This is a genomic window from Marinospirillum insulare DSM 21763, assembly GCF_000686905.1.
Classification (GTDB): Bacteria; Pseudomonadota; Gammaproteobacteria; order Pseudomonadales; family Halomonadaceae; genus Marinospirillum; species Marinospirillum insulare.
The window spans coordinates 48,446-66,285 of the sequence record NZ_JMLW01000012.1 but is presented as its reverse complement, the minus strand read 5'-3'; the positions used below and the strand labels follow the sequence as shown (position 1 = coordinate 66,285).

20 protein-coding genes and 2 tRNA genes are annotated in these 17,840 nt (G+C 44.4%); 11 read left to right on the top strand and 11 right to left on the bottom strand.

All coding sequences use genetic code 11. From position 1 onward, the window contains the following. Positions 1–42: 42 nt before the first annotated feature. Positions 43–118: transfer RNA gene (locus BP27_RS0106530), tRNA-Thr, on the bottom strand. An 819-nt stretch (positions 119–937) separates the two neighbouring features. Between BP27_RS0106530 and BP27_RS0106525 the strand changes: the two genes are divergently transcribed. The 11 genes from BP27_RS0106525 to BP27_RS0106475 all read left to right on the top strand — a co-directional run bounded on the left by BP27_RS0106525 (position 938) and on the right by BP27_RS0106475 (position 8,033). Continuing rightward, positions 938–1,861 (top strand): metallophosphoesterase, encoded by a 924-nt coding sequence (locus BP27_RS0106525; protein WP_027850869.1) that lies wholly within the window; start codon positions 938–940, stop codon positions 1,859–1,861. A 376-nt stretch (positions 1,862–2,237) separates the two neighbouring features. After that, the gene (locus tag BP27_RS0106520) at positions 2,238–3,770 is read left to right on the top strand and encodes a tyrosine-type recombinase/integrase (RefSeq protein WP_084324534.1); all 1,533 of its coding nucleotides are present in this window, start codon (positions 2,238–2,240) and stop codon (positions 3,768–3,770) included. A 2-nt stretch (positions 3,771–3,772) separates the two neighbouring features. Then, positions 3,773–4,285: a hypothetical protein gene (locus BP27_RS0106515; protein ID WP_027850867.1), complete on the top strand. Its 513-nt coding sequence runs from the start codon at positions 3,773–3,775 to the stop codon at positions 4,283–4,285. Positions 4,286–4,412: 127 nt separating this feature from the next. Continuing rightward, positions 4,413–4,583 (top strand): helix-turn-helix transcriptional regulator, encoded by a 171-nt coding sequence (locus BP27_RS0106510; RefSeq protein ID WP_084324536.1) that lies wholly within the window; start codon positions 4,413–4,415, stop codon positions 4,581–4,583. Continuing rightward, entirely contained in the window at positions 4,577–4,900 is a 324-nt protein-coding gene (locus tag BP27_RS0106505; protein ID WP_051610405.1) for a LexA family protein, read from the top strand. The genes BP27_RS0106510 and BP27_RS0106505 overlap by 7 nt, the downstream gene beginning before the upstream one ends. After that, on the top strand, positions 4,901–5,080 hold the full coding sequence (locus BP27_RS0106500; RefSeq protein WP_027850864.1) for a hypothetical protein: 180 nt from the start codon (positions 4,901–4,903) through the stop codon (positions 5,078–5,080). Next, on the top strand, positions 5,077–5,349 hold the full coding sequence (locus BP27_RS0106495; RefSeq protein WP_027850863.1) for a hypothetical protein: 273 nt from the start codon (positions 5,077–5,079) through the stop codon (positions 5,347–5,349). Before BP27_RS0106500 ends, BP27_RS0106495 begins: the two co-directional genes overlap by 4 nt. Then, positions 5,346–6,743: a DUF3987 domain-containing protein gene (locus BP27_RS0106490; RefSeq protein WP_027850862.1), complete on the top strand. Its 1,398-nt coding sequence runs from the start codon at positions 5,346–5,348 to the stop codon at positions 6,741–6,743. The genes BP27_RS0106495 and BP27_RS0106490 overlap by 4 nt, the downstream gene beginning before the upstream one ends. 344 nt (positions 6,744–7,087) lie before the next feature. Continuing rightward, on the top strand, positions 7,088–7,195 hold the full coding sequence (locus tag BP27_RS17380) for a DUF5681 domain-containing protein (protein WP_245597820.1): 108 nt from the start codon (positions 7,088–7,090) through the stop codon (positions 7,193–7,195). 3 nt (positions 7,196–7,198) lie between these two features. Continuing rightward, on the top strand, positions 7,199–7,504 hold the full coding sequence (locus BP27_RS15470) for a hypothetical protein (RefSeq protein WP_211251291.1): 306 nt from the start codon (positions 7,199–7,201) through the stop codon (positions 7,502–7,504). Between the two features lie 100 nt (positions 7,505–7,604). Further along, entirely contained in the window at positions 7,605–8,033 is a 429-nt protein-coding gene (locus BP27_RS0106475) for a hypothetical protein (protein ID WP_027850861.1), read from the top strand. Positions 8,034–8,524: 491 nt separating this feature from the next. On the opposite strand, the gene BP27_RS0106470 is transcribed toward BP27_RS0106475, so the two are convergent. The 10 genes from BP27_RS0106470 to purM form a co-directional block, all read right to left on the bottom strand. Beyond that, a tRNA-Pro gene (locus BP27_RS0106470) sits at positions 8,525–8,601 on the bottom strand. Between the two features lie 122 nt (positions 8,602–8,723). Beyond that, positions 8,724–9,020 carry an integration host factor subunit alpha gene (gene ihfA / locus BP27_RS0106465; protein WP_027850860.1) on the bottom strand — a complete coding sequence of 99 codons (297 nt, stop codon included), beginning with the start codon at positions 9,018–9,020 and terminating at the stop codon, positions 8,724–8,726. Positions 9,021–9,178: 158 nt separating this feature from the next. Further along, positions 9,179–11,572, bottom strand: coding sequence for a phenylalanine--tRNA ligase subunit beta (gene pheT / locus BP27_RS0106460; RefSeq protein WP_027850859.1), 2,394 nt, complete (start codon positions 11,570–11,572; stop codon positions 9,179–9,181). A gap of 34 nt (positions 11,573–11,606) precedes the next feature. Beyond that, a complete protein-coding gene (gene pheS / locus BP27_RS0106455; RefSeq protein ID WP_027850858.1) occupies positions 11,607–12,620 on the bottom strand; it encodes a phenylalanine--tRNA ligase subunit alpha in 1,014 nt (337 codons plus the stop codon). A gap of 102 nt (positions 12,621–12,722) precedes the next feature. Further along, positions 12,723–13,079 carry a 50S ribosomal protein L20 gene (gene rplT / locus BP27_RS0106450; protein ID WP_027850857.1) on the bottom strand — a complete coding sequence of 119 codons (357 nt, stop codon included), beginning with the start codon at positions 13,077–13,079 and terminating at the stop codon, positions 12,723–12,725. A 37-nt stretch (positions 13,080–13,116) separates the two neighbouring features. Next, positions 13,117–13,311, bottom strand: coding sequence for a 50S ribosomal protein L35 (rpmI, locus tag BP27_RS0106445; protein ID WP_036239595.1), 195 nt, complete (start codon positions 13,309–13,311; stop codon positions 13,117–13,119). Positions 13,312–13,438: 127 nt separating this feature from the next. Then, a complete protein-coding gene (gene infC / locus BP27_RS0106440) occupies positions 13,439–13,930 on the bottom strand; it encodes a translation initiation factor IF-3 (protein ID WP_027850855.1) in 492 nt (163 codons plus the stop codon). Between the two features lie 71 nt (positions 13,931–14,001). Further along, on the bottom strand, positions 14,002–15,897 hold the full coding sequence (gene thrS / locus BP27_RS0106435) for a threonine--tRNA ligase (protein ID WP_027850854.1): 1,896 nt from the start codon (positions 15,895–15,897) through the stop codon (positions 14,002–14,004). A gap of 177 nt (positions 15,898–16,074) precedes the next feature. Then, a complete protein-coding gene (gene purN / locus BP27_RS0106430; RefSeq protein WP_211251290.1) occupies positions 16,075–16,743 on the bottom strand; it encodes a phosphoribosylglycinamide formyltransferase in 669 nt (222 codons plus the stop codon). Beyond that, positions 16,740–17,798, bottom strand: coding sequence for a phosphoribosylformylglycinamidine cyclo-ligase (purM, locus tag BP27_RS0106425; RefSeq protein WP_027850852.1), 1,059 nt, complete (start codon positions 17,796–17,798; stop codon positions 16,740–16,742). Before purM ends, purN begins: the two co-directional genes overlap by 4 nt. Between the last annotated feature and the right edge of the window lie 42 nt (positions 17,799–17,840).

The following is a 17,840-nucleotide window of genomic DNA, read 5'->3' as shown; positions in this document are numbered from 1 at the left end:
CCAATTTAAGCTTCTGTGAGAGGCTTGGCGGTCATATTAAATTGGAGCGCCCAACAGGAGTTGAACCTGCAACCTACGCCTTACAAGGGCGTTGCTCTACCAGTTGAGCTATAGGCGCTTAAATTGTCAATGCAGCGGTAGGTACTGATTTCCTCCGGTGACAATACTTGCTTAGTATAGTTAGCACGTTCATTTATCCCATCCGTCGATGTCTTTTAAAACCCCACTCCAACCACAATTCGTGCAGCCACTTGGTGAGTGGGCATCGTGTGTTTTCATCGAGTGTACATAGTGCTCTCCGGTATTGATGTAAAACGCTTGCACATGACTTGAAAACACTTTCTCACTGGCACACTCAGGGCATCTTTTTATAGTAGGCATTATTAACCTGCTCCTTTAGATGAAGGCATTGACTAGACAAAGCCAATCAGCCTGCGCATTCACTGCATTGTTAAGGCGATGCCGTTCAGTCTTGCGCGGAACTTATCGAAACGACTTATAGAGTTACTAGGTACCGCCTTATCAATACACACTCGTAACGTGAGTGACTCGGCTTTTCATGGCTGGATTCCAAGTTGTTATTTATGGTTTCCCGCATCAACTTCTCATAACGGCTTTTAGCCAGCTTGCCTACACGTCTTTCCGTAGTGTCACACTGTAACGCAGTGAATCGGACTTTAAGCGCTGCTTGGGTATCTCCTATCCTTTGGCTCACCCACAATAGGCTGTGCGCCTTAACCACTTCATTATCGCATGCTTTCGAAGCTACTCACGCCTTAACAAGTATTGAGTTAACTTATTGAATCTTTGCTAGCATGTTGCGTTAAAGACCCTTGATACTGGTATCCTCAGTCAGTTTGCTACCAGTAGCTAGTTGTCGCTTAAAATGAAAAGGCTAACAGTTTTATTCCACACCCTTAAATGCGAAGAGCCGTTTATGTATGATTTAATTGGCGATATTCATGGCCATGCTGATGAGCTTGAAGCCCTACTAGCAAAAATGGATTACAGGCTTACGCCTAATGGTTGGCAACACACAAGTCGTAAAGTGATTTTTTTGGGCGACTTTGTAGACCGTGGTCCACGTCAAATAGCTACGGTAGACATTGCTAAGCGTATGGTAGAAAATCACAAAGCTTTAGCCGTTATGGGTAACCATGAGTTTAATGCCGTCGCTTATGCCACACCCAACCCTAATCAAAAAGGGGAGTACCTACGTCAACATAACGAAAAAAACTTTAACCAGCATCAGGCCTATTTAGAAGAAGTAAAAGAAGGCAGTAGGCTACACCAGCAGCAGATTGCTTGGTTTAAAACGCTGCCCCTATATTTGGATCTGCCTAATTTTAGAGTTGTTCATGCTTGCTGGCATCCTAAACAGTTAAAAGTGATAGCGCCGTACTTAGATAGCCAACAACGTATTTTAGAAGATGCTTGGCCTGAATTAACCCTAGAAGGAAACCCAGGCTTTGAAGCCGTTGAAACATTGTTAAAAGGGCTAGAAATTCCTTTACCTGAAGGGCATTACTTTTTAGATAAAGACCAAAACCCTCGCCACAAAATACGTACTGAGTGGTGGAATCAACAAGCTCTAACTTACCGTGATTTAGCTATGGTGCCAGACGATGTTATTGATAAAATTCCTCACCTGCCTGTGCCTGAAAATATCCTACCTGGCTACCAAGGCGATAAACCGCTTTTTGTGGGGCATTACTGGTTAACTGGAACACCAGCACCACTTAATAAGCAAATTGCCTGTTTAGACTACAGCATTGCTGGTGGTTCTGATAGAAAGCTATGTGCTTACCGCTGGGATGGTGAAGCAATACTAAAGCCCGAACAATTTATATGGGTTGATTAATGGTTTTGAACCAAGCAAGGAAATGAAGAATACGAATCTTATCTCCCTGGGTATGAATCCACTAGCAGCGTTTCGTGTCTAGTCTGGTGTCTAGTCTAGGAGTTGTTAGACGCAAAGCATAAAAAAAGACTTACAACGAATGGCTGTAAGTCTTTGATTTTAATGCTATTTTTGGTCGGAGTGATAGGATTCGAACCTACTACCCCTTGCACCCCATTTATTTAAGCCCTGTATTCTACTGGACACTAATAAGCGCTAGTGGCATAGTTGAAGCTAAGCGTAGCAAGGTTTTCAGGCTAGATTAGTATCCAGAGTTGTTTAGTGGAATATATTAAAAGCTTGCTGTTCTGTTGGGGACATTGTTGGGGACATTTTTATGACCAGAAAAAACATTATTGCCGAAAACTCAAAAGAAATACTTTATCCAAAAGGTGGCAAGGGTAAAGAGTGGACAGTCAGGGCACTGCAAGAAATAGCTAATGCTGAGTATAAAAATAGAACGATTGGGGACGGAGACGGGTTGCGTGGACGTGTTCGAGTTTTAGCAAGCGGCAATACGTCAATAACATTTGTTTACCGCTATCGAAGCCCCGAGGGGAAAATAAGGGATTATGGGTGCGGTACGTTTCCAAAAACTGGAATAAAAACAATTAGAGCGGCAAGAGACGAAGCTAAGCATTTATTATCACAAGGCGTAGACCCAACCGAAAAACGCCAAGCCGAAAAAATAGAAAAGCAGGCGGCAATAACTAAAACAATAACCGACAATGAAAAGGAAAAAGCAGCGGCGCTTTCAGTGGCAGACTTATTTAATAGCTGGACAACAGCAAACACTGGTGTAAAGCGCCAAGACGGTAACGAAGTCTTGAAGCGCGTATTCAATAAGCACGTTCTGCCTGAGATTGGCGCTATACATATTAGCAAATTAACCGACGATGACCTTTTAGGCTTGCTCAAGGCAATAAAAAGCAAGGCAACTGTAAAAAATGACCCCCAGCGCGGCTTAAATAGAACTATAGACGTTATTTATCGTGACCTTGGTCAGATGCTTAGGTGGGGCGAAAAGCGCCAGCCTTGGCGGCGGCTGATGGTTGAAGGCAACCCTATAGATTTAATTGAGCCGAACCAAGTTACTGAGCTTCAAGATGAAGGCTACAAAGAAGAAAGGGAGCGTATCTTATCTGATGATGAGATCAGAGAATTAAAAGCGATATTTAAAAAGCTAGAAGATGATTATTCTAATATACCAGCCGGTCAAAAATACAGCGGTAGCAGACCAGTAAGTATTCCTGTTCAGTGTGCAGTATGGCTATGTTTAAGCACATTGTGTCGCATTGGTGAACTGCTTATGGCTGAGTGGCAGCATATCGACCTTAAAGCTGGCGCTTGGCACATTCCAGCCGCAAACACCAAAGGGCGCAAACACCAGCGCCGTGACCATAATATAAGCCTATCTAATTTTGCTATTGAGCAATTTAAAATCCTGAAAGCTGAAACAGGCAATACAGACTTCTGCTTTCCGTCCCGCAATAAACCGACGCACGTTTGTACCAAGTCAGTCAGTAAGCAGATAGGTGATAGGCAGGTAAGCTTTAAAAATCGAGATAAGCCATTATCAGGCAGGCTTCATAATGATGATTTAGTTTTATCGGCTGGGGCTAATGGTGAGTGGACACCGCACGACCTACGCCGTACAGGTTCGACCATGATGCAAAAGCTTGGTATATCGCCAGATATTATCGACCGATGCCAAAACCACGTTATAGAAACCAAAAGCAAAACAAGAAAAAACTACCAACACTACGATTATACAAAAGAAAAAGCTGAGGCTTGGCGCTTGTGGGGCGATCACTTGGACGTGCTACTGAACAATGCAAACGTAGTTACTTTTACTAGCAAGGAGGCGTAGTAATGCTTAATGAAAGTACTAAAAACCTAAGACAAACCCTCTATAAAGCAACGCAAACTTTCCCAGAAAGCAAATGCTCAAGCTTTGACCCTAATAGGTTTGCATGGCTTGTTGATATTATTGAAGGGAATTTAGCGTTTGAGGAATCCCAAGGAAGGCCAGTAAACAAAGTAGACCTAATAGCCGCTCTTGCTCTTGATTTTGAAGAACTTTACCGGAGTGACGAAAATCTTCTTAATAAGCATAGAGTCTTAGATAGTCAGACTTTTGCGTTATCAAGAGAAAAAACCGCGTTACATGAGCAGCGAACAAAAGCAGGTTTTAGCAGCGCACAGCAGCGTAGACTTGAACGTAATCCGGATTGGAGCGATTGGCAGGGCTTAGCGGAAAGGTTGTGGCTTGATAATCCTAGCTTATCTAAGGCAGAAGCGGCGCGGATTATTGCCAAAATAAGAAAAGAAGGTGAAAACCCAAACACAATACGTAAGAGGATAAGCAAGCCCGAAAATAAATAGTTGGCACGGAACGACCGCATGCCAGAAAAATATGCTTATAGTAAATAACCACTGAGTCAAAAGAAGCCTAAGGAGGCATACAGTGGTTGAAAATACTCTATACAAAGAAGGCCAGCGTATCATTCGCATGGCTGAACTAATCCGTATTACAGGCTATAGCCGCGCCAGCATTTATAACTTCATGGCAGAAGGCACATTCCCAAAATCTAAAAAGCTTGGCCGTCGTGCCGTTGGCTGGAACTCTCAAGAGGTTCAGGCATGGATTGATGACCGCTTAAATGGGGGTGCAGAATGCTAATGCCACCAAACAACCCAGCCCACCTACACGCCTTAACAGTGGTAGGCCAAAGCATGTACAGCCCAACGGGTAGCCAGTCATTTAATGATGGTGACTTACTGTATATCGACCCACAAAAGCAGGCAGTAAATGGAAGCCTAGTAATTGCCAAGCTAACAGAAGCCGACGGGGAGGTATTCAGGCAGCTAGCTATAACGCGTGATGGTAAGCGTTACCTAAAAGCACTTAACCCGTTATGGCCTGAACCCATTACCCCCATGAACCCCAGCGCCAGTATTGGCGGCGTGGTTGTTTATAAAGTTAGCGGGGTGGCGTAAATGCAAGACAAAAAAAAGGCACTGCCTAAAAAAGACAGCACCCGACTGCAAGGGAATTATAGCACTATCAGAATGTTACCACTACGGGTAGCAGCGGCTTGTTTGGTGCTAGCTTCATCAACAGTCATTATTGCTCTAGCTGGCGCTTTAGCTAAGTTACTAGGGGGTATTATTTTATGAAACGCCCCATTCAACTTAACCGCTTCCTAGCTTTAATTCTGCAACGCAATGTAAGCACCAAAGAAGCTGAACAAGAAGTTCGGACGACACGGGTAGCCAACCTAGCCACCTTTGCACGTAAAAAGCACGGCTTAACCCTGCCTTGTGTACCTAAAGAGTTTACCGATATAGACGGCTGCAAGTACTGGTATGGCGTGTATTCACCTACACCTAACGATAAGGAAATAATCAGAGAAGTATTAAGAAAATCTAGCGAGGTGAAAGCATGAACGCCTTGCCGACTAATCAAACCAACCAAGCCAGCTTAAATGCTGGCATCTTTGCTGAAATACTCAAGGACACGCAGCTAGGCAAGTATGCAATACAGCTAGCAGATGCGCGGCAAATGCCAAGAGATACAACAATACTAACGGCACTAGGGATAGTGTCGTCACCTGTTTCAATGGTTTACAACGTGGCTTACCAATACGGCGGCCAAATACCAACCAGCCTTTATGTAGCTACTGAGCAGCCACCCAGCACAGGGAAAAGCGGCGTTTTAATGAAGTTGTTGCAACCTATTCAGCAGTCTATTAAAGCCATGAATACGGATGCAGCAAAATTTAATGCCGCGTTAAATGATGATGATGAAACACCACCGAAAAGCTACTACAAGGCTTTTGTATCAGACACCACGCCCGAGGCGCTAGACGGCATACTTGCCCAACAGAGCGGTCACTTTTGTTTGGCTAGTGCTGAGCAGGGATTGATTAACACGGCTTTAGGGGTGAGTTATGGCAAAGACAAAGCTTCTAATAATGACTTAATTCTAAAGGGGTTCAGTGGTGACTGGCATAGCTCAACACGGATAACCAGATTGGGATATGACGGCTTTGTTTTTGGTGCAGTTACGGTCATTGCACAAGGTGGAACTATCGACACCATTCTTGAGCAGTCAAACGGCACTGGCATTGCAGAGCGTTTTATTATGCTGGCCGAACCTACCTTACTTGGAAACCGTGAACACCTAAAAGCAAGACCACAGCCTTGTAGTGAGTTATCAAATAAATATGCCAACGCAATGGAGGCGCTAGTGCTGAAATACCAGCAGGCAAAAGATGCTGGCGCTACTGAATATCAAGAGCTAGAAAAACTTAGTTTAACTGGCAGTGATTGGCACAAGCTAAATATATTAAAGCAAGAGGTAGAGCCGTTGATGCTGGATGGTGCGAAATATTCTCACGAAATGCTACGCGGCGTAGTGGGTAAATTAGACCAGCGAATAATGAAGCTAGCAGCCTGTTTACATACAGTAGAAAGCCTTATTGCAGGCAAGGAGGTTGGCAGGCTGATTAGCTCAAGATATGTAGATATGGCAATACAAATTGCCCTGCTATCAATTGAGCAGGTCTATACAGCCATGAGGGAGAAAGGGCTAATAGGCATGAGTGCTGAAAAAGAAGCGGTCTATAGAATCGTATCTAAAAAAGACCCGCGCGGCATTTTGTGGAACGACCTGCGTAACCATGCAAAAGGAGTACAGCCTTTTAAGAGCTATTCTAAGGGCGGCGGCTTTGCTGCAAAACTGCAATTACTTGTTGCAGATATGTTGCAAGAAGGCTTGCTTAAAGAGGTTGATGAAACCGTAGGCGGTAAACCCAGCATAAGGTATTTTGCAGCCTAAAAACTTAGATGAAGATATTAGCCCACACACAGACACGCAAAACCTTACTTTCTTACCAAAACCGCTGCAAGCCATGCGGGGTGAAGGGTACAGAGGGTACAAGCAAAATACCGTACCTTACCTTCTTACCTTGATAATTGTAGAAAAAGTAAGAAAGTAAGATGCAGTAAATTGAACTTACTATCTGAAAGCCTTGCTACATAAGGGCTAGAGCGAAAAAAGTAAGAAAGTAAGGCTTTTAGTGGGTAAGGAAACATAAGACCAAGGTAAAAAATTAAAAGCTGGCGCTAAAGTGCCTAGAAGCAATTATCTACCCCTGATAACTACAGGATTAAAACAGACAGATGACTAAATTCAAGAAAGGGCAAAGCGGCAACCCAGAAGACAGACCTAAAGGTGTGAAAAACAAAGCTACTTTGCTGCGTGAACAGCTAGCCGATGACTTACCCTAACTATTGACCGTGGTGAAGAAGCAAGCCCTAGAAGGTGACGTACAGGCGGCCAGGTTATTACTGGAACGAGCATTGCCAGCATTAAAAAGCACCGTTGCGGTTATCGACCTAACAGAGCTAGAGCAAGCCGAAACGCTAAGCGAAAAAGCAGAAGCAATAATTCAGGCGGTAGGCACTGGCAAGCTAGCACTAGACATAGCAGCTCAACTTATTAGCGCGGTAGCTACCTTGGCTAAGGTCATAGAGATAGACCAGCTACAAGAGCGATTAGAAACCCTAGGACAACACTTAAAAGTTAAACCGAGGTGATTACATTACTCTGTTAAAAAAACGCAATATCAATCTATATAAGCAACTGAACTCTAAGCAACTGGCAGCGGTAGCGGCTGGCATTTATGATGCAGATGAATTGAAAGTCTTAACTAAGAATGTAGAGCGTAAAACCTACAACATGATGGACGCAGCCTTCACAGATTGGAGCGATTACTTTTTTAAGATTAGCACCATCTTGGGCATGGCGTACTGGCAGGGAAAAGCTATCCACCTAACCATGCTTAGCGCGTCAAACAAGCTTGCTAATTATGACCTAGATAAAAAGCAGCAAGAAACAATAGACCGAGTAAACAAGAATATCCCACTGGCCAAGGCCAATATGAAAGCAGCCCTAGAAGCCATGCGCCAACTATCTGAACAACACGGCTTCAAGTTTGCTGATGCGTTACATCTGGCAGATATTGACCAGTATGAGGTTGACGAACTAGAAAGCGTGGACGCACACCAAGCGCGGCTAGATTATTTTATGACTGAGTTAGGAGGGGCAGCGCCAGCGAGTTATTAAAAACTATTGGATAGATGCCACCTATTGTTAAAAACTATTCTGCCTATCTTGACCGATGGGCTTTTTATTGCCTGAACGACTAAAAAATATAATCAAAAGGTACTCCTAGACCCCACCCCCTCACGGGTAAACGCAGACCCCGATATTCAACTACTTATAAGAAAATTATAGTTTTATCCGTTGCCGTTTCCTGTATGGCTGGCGCTTATGGCTAGCAAGGCAGTGAGCTTCTAACCAAAACAAGGTAGGAAGCGGCTGGGGGAGTTTGCGCCGCTGGCAGTAATGAGCTAGCCCATAAGCTAACCATAAAAGCCCATATTTATTTATAGGCGATTAACCAGCGCCAGCTATTTTTATTAAACGGTATTTTGCTGGCGCTTATGATTAAAAACCGTGTTGGGGACATTGTTGGGGACATTTTTTATTTTATTTTATTCAAAAAAAAAGACCTACGCCAAGTGGCTGTAAGTCTTTAATTTTACTGCTGTTTTTGGTCGGAGTGATAGGATTCGAACCTACGACCCCTTGCACCCCATGCAAGTGCGCTACCAAGCTGCGCCACACTCCGTCATACCTTGTTACTTCTGTTACTAAATTAATTCAGCATAAATAGGGGTTGCTGATTCAACGAGACGCATTATAGGCTAGTGAATTATATTTGCAAGGCTTATTACAAAAACACTAGGTTTTTCAATCACCTTGGTAAGTTTCTACTCTAGATTTAAGCTTTTGTCCGGCTCTAAAGGTAACCACTCGGCGGGCTGAAATTGGAATTTCTTCACCCGTTTTAGGGTTGCGGCCTGGGCGTTCATTTTTATCTCTTAAATCAAAGTTTCCAAAGCCTGAAATTTTAACTTGTTCGTTATCTGCTAGGCAGTCTTTAATTTCACCAAAGAATAAATCTACCATTTCTTTGGCGTCTCGCTTAGTTAAGCCTAATTCATCAATTAGCTTTTCAGCCATCTCTGCTTTAGTCAATGCACCCATCTATTCTGCTCCTTGCATAGGTTGTTCGTAACCTATTCAGTTAGATGAACAAGCTTTTACACTTGTTCATCTGATAGCAGGGTTGTCTCTAAGCTGATTTTTCTGCCTAGCACATAACTTGTAGTTAATATACTTGTCTTAGTCAGTTTACTAAGAGTTTAACTACGCAGTTCTGCTGCATAACCCTGTGAAAAGGCCGTAACAACTTGATTAACTTGAGTATTAATTTCTTCATCAGTTAGAGTGCGTGAAGGATGCTGCCAGGTCAAGCCCAAAGCGAGGCTCTTTTTACCTTCTTCTACGCCTTTTCCTTGATAAACATCAAACAGGGTGACTTTTTGCAACCACTCGCCACCTTGAATGCGAGCTTCTTGTATGAGTTGTCCTACTGGTAGCTCTGCATCTACCACTAGAGCTAGATCACGGCGCATTTCTGGGAAGCGTGAAAGGCTTTGGAATTGAGCTACTTGAGCCTGTGTAATGCAGGCTAGGGATACCTCAAAAACAAATACTTTGCCTTTTAAGTCGAGCGACTTCATTAGTTGAGGGTGAAGTGCGCCTATCCAACCTGCGGTTACCTGCTGACCATCATCTTGCTGGAAGAGTATTTCTGCACTTTGACCTGGATGCAGTGCAGGATTGCTAGCAACACGAAACTGCCAACGCTCGGCATTATTGCCTAGGTCTATTAAAGCTTCTAAATCGCCTTTAAGGTCGAAAAAGTCGACATCTTCTGTTTTGCCTGCCCAACCTTCTGGGAAGCGGTTGCCACTAATCAAGCCAGCCAATTTAGGTTCTTGGCTTAGGCTACCGTCTGCTTGTTTAATAAAGCTTAAGCCTGTTTCAAAAAAGCGTACTCTTGCTTGTTGGCGCTTTTGATTGTGGCTAAGTGCTTTAGCTAGGCTAGGCAGTAGGCTAGTGCGCATAACGGCTAGGTCTGCTGAGATTGGGTTAGCTAGGGCTAGTGGTTCGTTGTTGGGGTCAAATAAAGCCGACCACTTAGGGTCTATAAAGCTATAGGTAATGGCTTCTTGATAACCACGCGAAATCAGTAGCTCACGAATTTGACGCTTGCTAAGCTCACTTTCTGAACGGCTTTGAATAATTAAGTTGGCCGTGGGTGCTTTAACGGGGAGGTTATCGTAGCCGTACACCCGTGCAACTTCTTCTATAAGGTCTTCTTCAATGCTGATATCAAAACGGTAGCTAGGCACTTGGGTAACCCAAGCTGCGCCTGTGTCGGTTACTTCTAAGCCTAAGCGGGTAAGAATATCATTGACTTCTGCATCGTCTAAGCGTAGCGCCAATAGCTTTTCTAAGCGTGCTTTGCGTAAAGTTACAGGTTTGCGAGTGGGTAAATGACCTTCTGAGACTGCTTCAGTAATAGGGCCAGCTTTACCACCGGTGATTTCTAGCAATAGCTCAGTGGCTCGTTCCATGGCTCTTTCTTGCAGTTTAAAATCAACGCCTCGTTCAAAACGGTGTGAAGCATCGGTGTGTAAGCCATAGTCACGGGCTTTACCTGCTAGGGATAAAGGGTCGAAATAGGCAACTTCTAACATTAAATCTTGGGTGGCTTCATTACAGCCGCTAGCTTCACCGCCCATAATGCCAGCAAGTGCTAGGGCTTGTTTTTCATCGGCAATGACTAGGCTTTCTGGGTTTAGCTTAAGTTCGGTACCGTTTAACAGGGTTAAGGTTTCGTTTTCTTTTGAAAGACGAACAGTAATAGCCCCGTTAATATTGGCTAAGTCAAAAGCATGCATGGGCTGACCTAGCTCTAACATGACATAGTTGGTGACATCAACCACTGGGTCTAGGCTTCGAATACCACCACGGCGCAGTTTTTCTTGCATCCAAAGTGGGGTGGTGGCTTTAATGTTTACACCTCGAATAATACGGCCTAGGTAACGTGGGCAGGCTGTGGGTGCCTCTAAGGTGATTTTTGGCTGATCTTCAATCTCAGCAACAATGCGGTTAAGCACTGGCTGGTTTACGCCCATTTTATTGAGTACACCTAACTCGCGTGCCAAGCCTGCAATGGATAGGCAGTCACTACGATTAGGGGTTAGATCGACATCAAAAATTTGATCGTCTAAATCTAGGTATTCACGAATATCCATACCTAAGGGAGCATCGCTAGGTAGTTCCATGATGCCGTCGTGGTTTTCAGATAAGCCTAGCTCTTGTTCTGAACTGAGCATTCCAAAGGATTCCACCTGGCGTAGCTTGGCTTTTTTAATTTTAAAGTTACCAGGCAATACAGCACCTATACGGGCAAAGGCAGTTTTTAATCCAGCTCTTGCATTAGGCGCACCACAGACTACGGCATAGGTTTCTGTACCATCGGTGACGCTGCAAACTTGTAGCTTGTCTGCATTAGGGTGGGGTTCAGCACTGAGTATTTCCCCAATTACAACACCACTAAATTCGCCCGCAGCAGCTTCACGTCCATCTATTTCTAAACCAGCTAAAGAGAGTTGTTCATCTAGGCTGTCTGAATCTATAGCGGGGTTAACCCACTCACGCAGCCATTTTTCACTGAATTTCATTGTTTTGGAATCCCCGAGTAAATAGGTTGCTTAATCAGCCTAGCTGGCTGAGGAATTTTAGGTCGTTATCAAAAAATAGGCGTAAATCATCAACGCCATAGCGCAGCATTGCAAAACGCTCCATACCCATTCCAAAAGCAAAACCTGTGTATTTTTCAGGGTCTATGCCTGACATTTCTAAAACTTTTGGGTGAACCATGCCGCAGCCTAGTACTTCTAACCAGCGACCATCGCCTCGGTCTACGTCTACCTCTATGGAAGGTTCTGTAAAAGGGAAGTAAGAAGGACGGAAGCGCACTTTTAAATCTTGCTCAAAAAAGGCGCGTAGAAATTGTTGCAGAATACCTTTTAGGTCTGCAAAACTAATGTTCTCATCAATTAATAATCCTTCCATTTGATGAAACATAGGGGAGTGGGTCATATCTGAATCACAACGGTAAACACGCCCAGGGCAAATAATGCGTATTGGTGGCTGTTTGTTTTCCATTTCACGCACTTGCACAGGTGAAGTGTGAGTACGCAATAGGGTATGCGCATCAAAGTAGAAGGTGTCGTGCATGGCGCGTGCTGGATGGTGTTCGGGTATATTTAAGGCTTCAAAGTTGTGGTAATCATCTTCAACTTCTGGGCCTTCTGCCACAGTAAAACCTATAGAAGAGAAAAAATCTTCGATACGGTCTATGGTGCGGGTTACTGGGTGGAGGCCACCAATTTCCTGACCACGACCTGGTAGGCTAATGTCGATAGACTCAGCAGCAAGGCGTGCATTAAGGGCCGCGCTATCAAGTTCATCTTTGCGTGTATTTAAAGCATCTTGAACGACTTGTTTAGCTTGGTTAATAACTTCACCGGCTTTAGGTCGTTCTTCGGCTGGCAGGCTGCCTAGGGTTTTGAGTAGGCTGGTTAATTCGCCTTTTTTACCTAGGTAATCTACCCGGAGTTGGTCTAGGGCTTGACTGTCTGAGGTCTGGGTGATTTTTTCCAGTGCCTGATACACCCTTTGCTGTAAAGACTCGCCTTCTACAGTGAGGGAGGAGAGGTTTTCCATCTGCACAACTCCAGAATAAAAATGGGTTAAATAAAAATCAATAAAAAAGGGGAAGAGCGCAGCCCTTCCCCTGATTACTTTCTACTTGCTTAAGTTAAAAAACTAAGCCAAAGAGGCTTGGGATTTTTCAACGATAGCAGCAAAAGTTGCCATATCGTGTACTGCTATATCAGCCAGTACTTTACGGTCAATGGCGATGTCCGCTTTCTTCAAACCTGAAATGAAACGGCTGTAAGACATGCCATTCATACGGGCTGCTGCATTAATACGGGCAATCCACAGAGCACGGAACTGACGCTTACGGACTTTACGGTCACGGTAAGCATACTGACCAGCTTTAATAACTGCCTGTTTAGCTACGCGGAATACACGGCTACGAGCGCCATAGTAACCTTTAGCTAATTTTAAAATCTTTTTGTGACGACGACGCGCCTGAACACCACGCTTTACGCGAGCCATACTTTACTCCTGAAAATGAATTAGAAAAAAACCTAAATTAAGCAAGCATACGCTTGATAAGCGGCTGGTCTGCAGCTGCAACTACTTTCATGTTACGTAGTTGACGCTTACGCTTAGGGCTTTTCTTAGTCAGGATATGGCTACGGTGTGACTGCTTGTGCTTAAAGCCGTTGGCAGTCGCTTTGAAACGCTTACGCGCTCCGCTTTTGGTCTTCATTTTTACTTTAGACATTGCTTGTACTCCACAAGTGCATCTTAGGATGCGTTGCAAGGGATTGGGCATGATCCAGGCCCTACTGCTAACTAACTGCACCCCAAATTTTAACTTTTAAAGGCTAAAACCTAGAGTGCAGTAGGGATCATTTCTTCTTAGGTGCTAGCATCATTACCATTTGTCTGCCTTCTAAACGAGGGCGAGATTCAACAACAATGGTATCACCTAGGTCTTCTTCGATCCGTTGGAAAAGGCGTAAACCAATATCTTGGTGTGCCATTTCACGACCACGGAAGCGGAGAGTTATTTTCACCTTGTCACCATCTTCAAGGAAACGAACCATATTACGGAATTTAATTTGGTAGTCGCCTTCATCAGTGCCAGGGCGGAATTTTAGCTCTTTAATTTGGATTTGTTTCTGCTTTTTCTTTTGAGCATTTTTTGCTTTTTTCTGCTCAAAAACAAATTTGCCATAGTCCATTATTTTACAAACAATGGGGTCGGCATCAGAAATTTTTACCAAATCTAATTCTACAGCCGCTGCACGCTCTAGTGCATCTTCTAGCTGTACAACACCTACCTGTTCACCTTCTTGATCGATAAGGCGTACTTCGGTAGCTTGAATGTTTTCATTTATTGGTGGCAGGTTCTTTTTTGGATCCCGCCTAATTGGATTAGCGCGCTTGATTGCTATATCTCCATCAATTTTTAGTGTTTTTCGAGCAGTTTGGATTTGAATGTCTCTAAATCCATGGAACCAAGGTCTTCGCCGTGTCGAGTACGTACTGAAATGGTTCCATTCTCAACTTCCTTATTACCAACTACAAGCAGATAAGGAATCTTAGCGAGGGTATGCTCGCGGATTTTAAAGCCTATCTTCTCATTTCTCAAGTCCGTTTCTACACGAAAGCCTGAATTTAACAAGTTTTTTGTTAAATCCTTGGCATAATCTGCCTGCTTGTCTGTGATATTCATCACAGCGACTTGAACAGGGGCTAACCAAGTGGGTAAGTCACCCGCATAATGCTCGATTAATATACCTATAAAACGCTCAAATGAGCCTAAAATAGCTCGGTGTAGCATAACTGGGTTTTTACGGTTGCCGTCTTCTGCTACATATTGAGAGTTGAGGCGACCGGGTAAAACAAAGTCTAACTGTAGCGTACCACACTGCCACACACGACCTATAGAATCGCGTAATGAGAACTCAATTTTAGGGCCATAGAAAGCACCTTCACCAATTTGCAGCTCCCATTTTTTACCGACTTTATTTAAAGCACCTTCAAGTGCATGTTCGGCTTTATCCCAAAGGGCATCATCACCTAAACGGCTTTCTGGGCGAGTAGACAGTTTAAGTTCTACATCGTTAAAACCAAACTCTTTATAAACGTCTAGGGTCAGCTGAATAAAGCGAGTGGATTCTTCTTCCATCTGCTCTTCAGTACAGAAAATGTGCGCATCATCTTGTGTGAAGCCTCGAACACGCATTAGACCATGTAAGGAACCAGAAGGTTCATTGCGGTGGCAAGCACCAAACTCAGCCATGCGCAGGGGTAGATCGCGGTAACTTTTTAAACCCTGGTTAAAAATCTGCAAATGGCAGGGGCAGTTCATGGGTTTAACAGCATAGTCACGGTTTTCAGATACAGTGGTGAACATATTGGCATGGTAGTGTTCCCAATGCCCGGAGCGTTCCCAAAGTACTTTATCAACCACTTGCGGTGTTCTTACTTCTTGGTAGCCATTTTTACGCTGAATGTCGCGCATATAGGCTTCAAGAATTTGGTAGAGAGTCCAGCCGTTGGGGTGCCAAAACACCATGCCAGGCGCCTCATCTTGAATATGAAATAAATCCATACGCTTGGCTAGCTTACGGTGATCGCGTTTTTCAGCTTCTTCCAAGCGGTGCAGGTAAGCTTTTAGGTCTTTTTTATCTGCCCAGCAGGTACCATAAATACGCTGCAGCATTTTGTTGTTCGAGTCGCCACGCCAATAAGCACCCGAAACACGCATTAGTTTGAAGGCTTTGATCTTTCCAGTGCTAGGTACATGGGGACCACGACATAGGTCGGTAAAATCACCTTGGCGATAAAGGGATAGTTCTTCATGTACAGGAATGTCACGAATGATTTGAGCTTTATAAATCTCACCCTGCTGCTCAAAGAAGGTAATTGCTTCATCTCGCGACATGGTTAAGCGTTCTACAGGTATATCCTGTTTAACTAGCTCGCCCATGCGTTTTTCAATGGCTTCTAAATCTTCTGGCGCAAAGGTGCCTTCTATATCGAAGTCGTAGTAAAAACCGTCTTCAATGGTTGGGCCGATGGTGACTTGAGACTGGGGCCAAAGTTGTTTAACAGCCTGCGCCATGAGGTGGGCACAAGAATGGCGTAACACTTCAACACCATCGTCATCTTTAGCGGTGACGATAGCAAGGGTGGAGTCTTCGCTTATAAGGTAGCTAGTATCAACTAGCTGACCATTCACCTTGCCTGCAAGAGCTGCCTTGGCTAAACCTGCGCCTATCGATTCGGCAACTTGAAATACGCTAACAGCTTGGTCAAAACTACGTTGACTGCCATCGGGGAGGGTAATTAAAGGCATTTTTTATCCTGAGCAGTGGTGTCCCGTACGAGAGGACACTTGGTTCGTTTCCCATTTTCAGTGGGCTTCAGTATCAAAAATTTTATCGATTAAAATAAAAACCGACCTTATCGGTCGGCGCAAAATACTGCCATTAAAACAGGGTTTTGTCCAGTTAATTCACTGGCAATAAGGCTTTTACTGGTACATTACACCTTGTTTAGGTAGGGGTGTTCCATCCAGGGTTGGGTAATTACCCATTAGCTGCAAACGACCTTGTAAAAACCAGCGTACTGCAATGGGGTAGAGGGTATGCTCTTGAGCCTGCACCTTATTGGCTAGGGTCGCTTCGTCATCATCAGAAGTGACGGGGATTTTTGCCTGCAAGATGATAGGGCCGCCATCTAGCTCTTCAGTTACAAAGTGAATGCTTAGGCCGTGTTCCTCATCACCTGCTTCCAGTACCCGGCGATGAGTGTGCAAGCCTTTGTATTTAGGAAGTAAAGAAGGGTGGATGTTTAATAGCTTGCCATGAAATTTAATTACAAAAGCAGGCGATAAAATGCGCATAAAGCCCGCTAGTACTATTAAGTCTGGCTGTTGTTCTTCCACGAGCCGCGCTAGTTGTAGGTCATAAGCCTCACGGCTAGGGAAGTCTTTTGCTGATAGCGTTAAGGCTGGAATGCTAACCTGACGTGCACGCTCTAAGCCAAAGGCATCGGCTTTATCGCTAATAACGGCAACTATCTCACCGTTCAACCCTTCCTTGGATTGAGCAGTGTCGATTAAGGCTTGTAAGTTACTGCCATTGCCCGATATTAGAACAACCACTCGGCGTGCATCCGGCATTTCACTCACCTGCATCATGCTTGAAGCCCTTTAACCACCACCGCATCTTCACCTGCTTGGCGCTGGGTAATTTCACCTAGTTCAAAAACAGTTTCACCGGCTGCTTCAAGTTTTTTAGTTAGCTCGGTAACGCGAGCAGCATCCACCGCTAAAACCATACCAATGCCACAGTTAAGTGTACGGTACATTTCCATTTCTGCGACTTGGCCTGCTTCTTGTAGCCAATCAAATACGGCTGGGCGCTGGTAGTTGGTTAAATCTAGCTCTGCCTTGCAGTTGTCGGGTAACACGCGGGGAATGTTTTCATACCAACCGCCACCAGTAATGTGCGACAAAGCGTGAATGCCTTCATCGCCACGAACTAAAGGCAGTAAAGATTTAACGTAAATGCGTGTGGGTGCCATTAAAGCATCGCCAAGCTTTTGACCATCTTCTAAGAGTGTATCTAAAGGCTCACCAGAAACTTCAATCAGCTTACGAATTAAAGAATAGCCGTTAGAATGGGGGCCAGACGATGTTAAACCTAAGAGGCGGTCACCTGCTTTTACCTTGGTGCCATCGACTATTTCTGACTTTTCTACAATGCCAACACAAAAGCCTGCCAAGTCATAGTCATCACCTTCATACATGCCAGGCATTTCAGCGGTTTCACCACCCACCAGTGCACAACCTGCTTGCTCACAGCCTGTACCTATGCCAGTAACAACGTCTGATGCTACATCTACATTTAATTTGCCTGTAGCATAGTAGTCTAAAAAGAATAATGGCTCTGCACCACATACCAGTAAGTCATTAACGCACATGGCTACCAAGTCGATACCGATAGTGTCATGCTTGTTAATATCAATAGCTAGGCGTAATTTAGTGCCAACACCGTCGGTACCAGAAACCAAAACTGGCTCACGGTAACCCGCTGGAATTTGGCAAAGTGCGCCAAACCCACCAAGGCCACCCATAACTTCTGGACGGCTGGTGCGCTTGGCAACACCTTTAATACGTTCAACTAGGGCATTGCCTGCGTCTATGTCTACGCCAGCATCTTTATAAGTAATAGGGGTTTTGCTACGGCTCATTGGGTGTCCTGCGTTGGAAAAATTGGAACGGTAATATTGGGC